5 protein-coding genes are annotated in these 6,150 nt (G+C 55.0%); 4 read left to right on the top strand and 1 reads right to left on the bottom strand.

The window, feature by feature from the left end; all coding sequences use genetic code 11:
• Positions 1–207 precede the first annotated feature (207 nt).
• The 4 genes from BN948_RS26430 (at position 208) to BN948_RS26415 (ending at position 5,008) form a co-directional block, all read left to right on the top strand.
• A complete protein-coding gene (locus BN948_RS26430; RefSeq protein WP_009515417.1) occupies positions 208–1,569 on the top strand; it encodes a class-II fumarase/aspartase family protein in 1,362 nt (453 codons plus the stop codon).
• A 138-nt stretch (positions 1,570–1,707) separates the two neighbouring features.
• Positions 1,708–2,619, top strand: coding sequence for a 4-sulfomuconolactone hydrolase (locus BN948_RS26425; protein ID WP_081922068.1), 912 nt, complete (start codon positions 1,708–1,710; stop codon positions 2,617–2,619).
• A gap of 1 nt (position 2,620) precedes the next feature.
• Positions 2,621–3,682, top strand: a complete 1,062-nt coding sequence (locus BN948_RS26420) for a maleylacetate reductase (RefSeq protein WP_009515412.1) — start codon at positions 2,621–2,623, stop codon at positions 3,680–3,682.
• Positions 3,683–4,024: 342 nt separating this feature from the next.
• Positions 4,025–5,008, top strand: a complete 984-nt coding sequence (locus BN948_RS26415; protein ID WP_009515410.1) for a Bug family tripartite tricarboxylate transporter substrate binding protein — start codon at positions 4,025–4,027, stop codon at positions 5,006–5,008.
• 16 nt (positions 5,009–5,024) lie between these two features.
• Here BN948_RS26415 and BN948_RS25055 read toward each other — a convergent pair.
• Positions 5,025–6,150 (bottom strand): transposase (locus BN948_RS25055; RefSeq protein WP_238327265.1); only part of this gene is annotated, 1,126 nt, incomplete at its 5' end.

Below are 6,150 nucleotides of genomic sequence, written 5' to 3'. Positions count from 1 at the left end.
CAAATCCGTCCCGTTTGAAGAACTGGCATCCGTTCCTACCCCAAACTCGTTTATCAACTGGCAACGCGACAGAACCCCGTCGCTTGCTGCGTGGTATGACAAGCTAGCGCAGCGAGAGTCGATGCGTGGCACGATTCCGTTCGATTAAATCGTAAAAAAATATAATTTATATTATATTAATTCTCATAAACAAAAAGACGCTGCGAAATGAGTTTCTCTCCTCTTGATTCTGAAGTTTTGGGGAATCTTTTTTCCACGGAATCCATGCGTGAAGTCTTTTCTGATTCCCGGTATATATCTTTTATGTTCCAGGTGGAGGGGGCACTTGCGCGAGCTCAGGCCGAACACGGTCTTGTTCCGATGTCTCTTGCAACGGCTATAGAAAATGTGCAAAGGGAAGGGTTAGAACCAAGCACATTAGCGCGTGGTTCTGAGTTATCAGGCGTCCCGACGATCCCGTTCGTGCAGGCGGTTCAAGCTAAGCTTCCTCCAGACCTGGAACCGTATTTTCATTTCGGCGCAACGACTCAGGATATCGCAGACACCGCCCGTGTACTCCAAATTCGCGAAGCATTAGACTTTTTAAGTCATGATTTGCTTGCGACCGTGAAAAATCTAGCAAGTTTGGCTGAGAAACATCGGGAGACACCATGTGTTGCTCGAACAGCTTCGCAGCAAGCGGCCCCTATCACATTTGGATATAAAGTAGCCGGGTGGTGCGTAGCGTTATCTGAACACGTAGAGTATCTACAGACCCTTAGACCCCACATTCTTGTGGTGTCACTAGGAGGTCCCGTGGGAACATTAGCAGCGCTGGGTGATAAAGGACCGGCGGTGATCGATTCTTTTGCCGACATACTGGGGTTGCGATCGCCCCCAATTACTTGGCACACGCACCGCGCGCGTATTGTTGAAACCGGATCTTGGCTAGGAATCTTGATTGGTATTCTAGGGAAGATCGCTACCGATATTATCTCGTTGTCATCCACTGAGGTAGGCGAAGTTTCCGAACCTTATGAACCGGGTCGTGGCGGATCTTCAGCCATGCCGCACAAGCGTAACCCCATCTCTTCCATGATGATTCTCGCGGCTCATGGCGCTGCCCCAGGGCATGTGTCTACGTTGATGTCATCGTTGGCCAGCTTACATGAACGGCCGGTCGGTGCGTGGCACGCTGAGTGGCATGCTCTGCCCGCACTCTTTGGCCTAGCGTCCGGTGCCCTGCGCGAGGCGCGGCGTGTTTCAGGTGGTATCTCTGTCAATGTGGCGAGAATGCGCGAAAATTTGGATTTGACCAACGGTCTGCTGTTCAGCGATGCGGCTGCGGCTGTGCTGAGCCGTTCAATGGGCCGGAAGCAGGCACACGCGGCCGTTGAAAAAGCTGTAAGTGACGTCCTCGCTCATCAGGGAAGTCTTCTCACTTGTCTTGCTAAAAGACATCGTAATCTCGCGGAAGCTCTTAGACCTGCGTTTGATACAACGGAGTCTACAAGGGCGGCGGCCCGTATCACCGATGCCGCAATTGCGCACGCCCGAAAATTGATCAGTGCCCTTAACCATCGGGCCTAAAAGGCCACGCTAATCTCCTCCGTTAAAAACTTCTGCATAAGTCGTCTTCTCAGATTCTGCCTCAATGAAACCAATGGGTTACGAGCGCATAACGAATCAAAAATTGACTTAGGCAGACCATCCTTAAGGAAACCAAAGATGTCAGAACAAGCTGTTGAAGTTTCGCCAAAGTGCCTCGGTCCACAACATCATATTAATCCGCTGCGATTCGTGATGCCCCCAGGTAGTTGGGACACTCATTTCCACGTGTTCGGGCCAACCACGAAATATCCATATTCGGAGACGCGTAAATACACGCCGCCAGATTCTCCATTCGAAGAGTATGTAAAGTTGATGCTGGCACTGGGTATCGAGCGCGGCGTTTGTGTTCATCCCAATATCCATGGCCCAGATAACTCAGTAACTCTTGACGCCGTCGAGCGCTCGGAGGGGCGATTCCTCGCAATCGTAAAGATCGCTCCCGACGTCACGCTACCTCAATTGAAGGAAATGAAGAAGAAGGGCGCGTGCGGCGTTCGCTTCGCTTTTAACCCTGAGCATGGATCAGGCGAACTTGACACCGCGTTGTTCGACAGGGTCGTGCAATGGTGTGGCGAACTTGACTGGTGCGTGAACCTACATTTTGCATCGAACGCCATCCACAGCCTTGCCGAGCGGTTGTCACAACTCACGATACCCACGCTAATAGACCACTTCGGGCGTGTCCATCCGACTAAAGGCGTCGATCAACCGGACTTCAAAACGCTGGTCGATTTAATGCGCCTTCCCCATATGTGGGTGAAACTGACCGGCGCCGACCGAATCAGCCGGAACTCGCCGAGCTACCAGGACGTGGTGCCGCTAGCCCGCACCCTTGTTGACGTTGCTCCCGACCGCGTGATTTGGGGAACGGACTGGCCGCACTCGGGCTATTTCGACGTAAAGCGCATGCCCAATGATGGTGACCTAACGAACCTCCTGTTAGATTTTGCGCCATCGGAGGAGCAACGTCGCAGAATTCTTGTCGACAATCCGTCGCGATTGTTCGGGCAGGTTGCCAAGGGAGCATGACTTGAAAGCGTTCATTTATGAATCGGCGCCAGCACGCGTCATTTTCGGCTTTGGTACGGCAACGCAACTCACGCAAGAACTGGAACGACTTTGTGTCAGTCGAGCTCTCGTCTTGTCGACTCCTGAGCGAAAGAACAAGGCAGAAGAGATTTCTGCCTGCTTGGGTGCGAAGCGTGCAGGTATTTTTGCTGGCGCAGTAATGCACACTCCCGTTCATGTGACAGAAGAGGCTGTGGATGTGGCACGGGCATTCCAAGCCGACGTGGTAGTTGCCATTGGAGGTGGGTCGACTATCGGACTGGCGAAGGCTATTGCTCTGCGCACCGACCTCCCACAAGTTGTGTTACCGACCACTTATGCCGGGTCGGAAATGACTCCAATTCTAGGCGAGACGAAGGACGGCTTAAAGACGACGCAACGAACATTAAAGGTCTTGCCGGAGGTCGTAATCTACGACGTAGAGCTGACCTATTCCTTGCCCGCCAACACCTCGATCACATCGGGAATAAATGCTATGGCTCATGCTGTAGAAGCGCTTTATGCCAAGGACGGAAATCCAATTATTTCTCTTATGGCAGAGGAAGGAATTCGCGCATTCGGGGTTTCTCTACCTCGCCTGGCTAGCGATCCAAAGGATCGAGACGCGCGCGCGCAGGCGCTTTATGGCGCCTGGCTTTGTGGTACTTGCCTTGGTGCAGCCGGAATGGCTCTTCACCACAAGCTCTGCCATACGCTCGGGGGATCCTTTAATCTTCCGCATGCCGAGACCCATACTGTCATCCTACCGCACGCAACTGCATACAACGCTTCTTTTGCTCCACAGGCTATGGCTGCCGTAGCGCGCGCATTAAGAGTAGAGAATGCAGCAGACGGCTTGTTCGATTTTATCCAACGTGTTGGAGCACCAACGTCGCTCGCGCAATTGGGCTTTATGGAGTCAGACATCGATCGGGCTATGGAGATTGCAACTCGCGCTCCCTATTGGAATCCGCGCCCAGTGGAACCGGAGGCACTCAGAACGCTACTCACTCGCGCGTGGGCGGGCAAAAGACCGCACAGTTAGCCGGAGGCGTGTCCGTTAAATGTTTCCTGTCGCCGGCCTGCCCTCACCTAGGAGTCTGCGCGGCAGAATCGATCGGATTGGTTCTGTCGCAATAGTGGAGTCGGGCCGACAAGAGTTGCACAGTCAACCTGGCGATCTGATCGCCACCTACCAGTTCACCTTTTCTCGGCCATTCATCCTTACCGCGACAGAACCCGCAAAACCACCCCAACCAACTCCTTCGAATAAATTGGAGATGCGTCCACACCACGTCAGTTCGAGCAACCGCCCCACGAAGCAGGGAGCTCAACCGGCGTCGCCGAGTCCGCATTTAGTGCCCCTAAACGTTATTAAGGAGACAACATGACATATCTGCCAAGGCGCACCACCCTGACTTACCTAGCGGCGGGTCTGGTGACCACTGCGCTGTCCGCTCGTGCAGCTCGCCCCTACCCCGACAAGCCCATTCGACTGATCGTGCCGTTTCCATCTGGGCAAGGCGCCGATATCCTGGCGCGCCTGATCGGTCAACTGCTGGCTGTCGAACTAGGTCAACCGGTAGTGGTTGACAACAAGGCCGGTGCTGGCGGCATAATTGGAACCGCCGCTGCGGCAAGGGCAGCTCCGGATGGTTATACGCTCTACATGGGGTCAAGCGGGCCGCTGGCTATTGGACCGAACGTCTATAAGAAGGTGGGCTTCGACACACTGAAGGACTTTGCCCCTATCTCCAATATCGCATCTGTCACACAGGTGTTGGTTGCGAATCCAGCCTCACAATTGCACTCCGCTAAAGACGTGGTGGATAAGGCTCGCCTACAGCCTGGGCTGCTTCAGTTTGCATCGGCGGGCAACGGGACGACCAGCCATCTCACGATGGAAATGTTTACCCAGATGAGCCAAGTGTCACTCCAACACGTACCTTACAAGGGAAGCTCCTCGGCCATGATCGATGTGATGACCGGTCGCGTGCCGGTTATGTTTGACTCCCTGCCGGGGGTGTTGACCAATGTGAAGTCGGGCTCATTGCGCGCACTCGCGGTATCTTCACCACAACGAAATCCGTTACTACCCGAAGTTCCAACCGTCGCCGAATCAGGAATCAGGGGATTTTCCACCATCGGGTGGATCGGACTGTTAGCACCGGCACGCACACCACCTGAGATTGTGGGACGCCTGTATGCAGCGGTCGTTAAAGTACTTCAAAGCGACGTTGCAAAAAAGCGATTGACCGAACTAGCATTTACGCCGATCGCCAATACACCTGCAGAGTTTGGAAGCTTCTTAGCTAAAGAAGTGGCACTCTGGGCGAATGTCGCAGCCACAGCCGGTATCCAGAAAGAATAGATCCTAGAAACGGCAGTTAGCCGACCAATGCGATTCGCTCCGGCGGGTGCCACGGCGGCAATGGGCGGGTGATTTTCGCCACTACATAGTCCAAGAAAGTCCTCCAGCGGTCTGTCAGCGGCAACTGCTCCGCAACAGCCCTGACATGACTCAAGGCCGCACGGATATGGGTGATGAGCTCGATCAGCTTGTCCTTTGCGGCGTGCATTGGCGTGAGATACAGCGTCGTCTGTCCTGCATGTTTGACCGCACGGCCCACACCGGCGAGTAATAGTGCGCGGCTGGTGATGGCCTCCATTCTCACGCCCGGTTTGGCTGCTCGGCAATACCAGCTCCACCAGTTGTAAAGGAGCGCCACGGCTCTGGCACTCGTCTGGCAGCGCTCAATGTCCTGGGTCGTGAATCCTCCCCAACCCCACTGATTTTTCAGCTCATCAAAGCCGTTCTCACAATCGGCCCGGTCCCGGTAGAGTTGGCCAAATATCTCCAGGGCGTAGGTGCTGTTGGTCACCAGCACGGCGTACTCCCAGGCCTGCACATCCTTGTCGGGCATCAGCAGTTCAATCTGCTCGCCCTTGGTTTTTCGACTCAGCGCCAAATCGGCTTTGACGGCGCGACGCAAGACCACCACACGGCGTGATTTGTCCCAGCCCGACAGTTTGAGGGTGTCTTCGACGGCGCTCCAGCCCTGGTCGCTGGGTCCGGATGTGCTCCAGTCATCACGCGCAAATTGGCGCGCCAGCAAGCGCTTGACGCCTACCGTCTGGCGCAGTTTGAACAGGTAGGGCTGGGCGCGCCCCTCCAACTCGGCGATGAAGGGCTCGTTGCCAAAGCCGCAGTCTCCTCGAACCAAGGCTGGGCGCTGCTGGGGCTCAAGTTTGTCCAGTACGCCGATCAAGCCAGGTCGCGCTTTGGCCGCACTGTGCTCTTTGCCGGGAGATACAACAACATCGAGCACCAGACGCAGGTTGCCGACCCAGTAGGTGTGCAGTGCGTGGCTGGGACGACCTGGCTTGTGAGGGTTGTAGCTCACCTCGGCTCCACTTTGTTTGCCGTACAAAGGTTGTAAACGTTCCGCGAACCCACCTTGCGCCGTTGATGACGGCGTGTTGAAGATGGTTCTACGCGGCGGGGACGGCGGC

The sequence above is a fragment of the Hydrogenophaga intermedia genome (genome assembly GCF_000723405.1).
In the GTDB taxonomy this organism is placed as follows: Bacteria; Pseudomonadota; Gammaproteobacteria; order Burkholderiales; family Burkholderiaceae_C; genus Hydrogenophaga; species Hydrogenophaga intermedia.
This window is presented reverse-complemented; position numbering and strand designations above follow the sequence as displayed.

What these genes read in the sequence shown, in the direction of transcription:
- BN948_RS26415 (WP_009515410.1), top strand. Translation starts at nt 4,025, where the DNA reads ATGACATATCTGCCAAGGCGCACCACCCTGACTTACCTAGCGGCGGGT.
- BN948_RS26425 (WP_081922068.1), top strand. Translation starts at nt 1,708, where the DNA reads ATGTCAGAACAAGCTGTTGAAGTTTCGCCAAAGTGCCTCGGTCCACAA.
- BN948_RS26430 (WP_009515417.1), top strand. Translation starts at nt 208, where the DNA reads ATGAGTTTCTCTCCTCTTGATTCTGAAGTTTTGGGGAATCTTTTTTCC.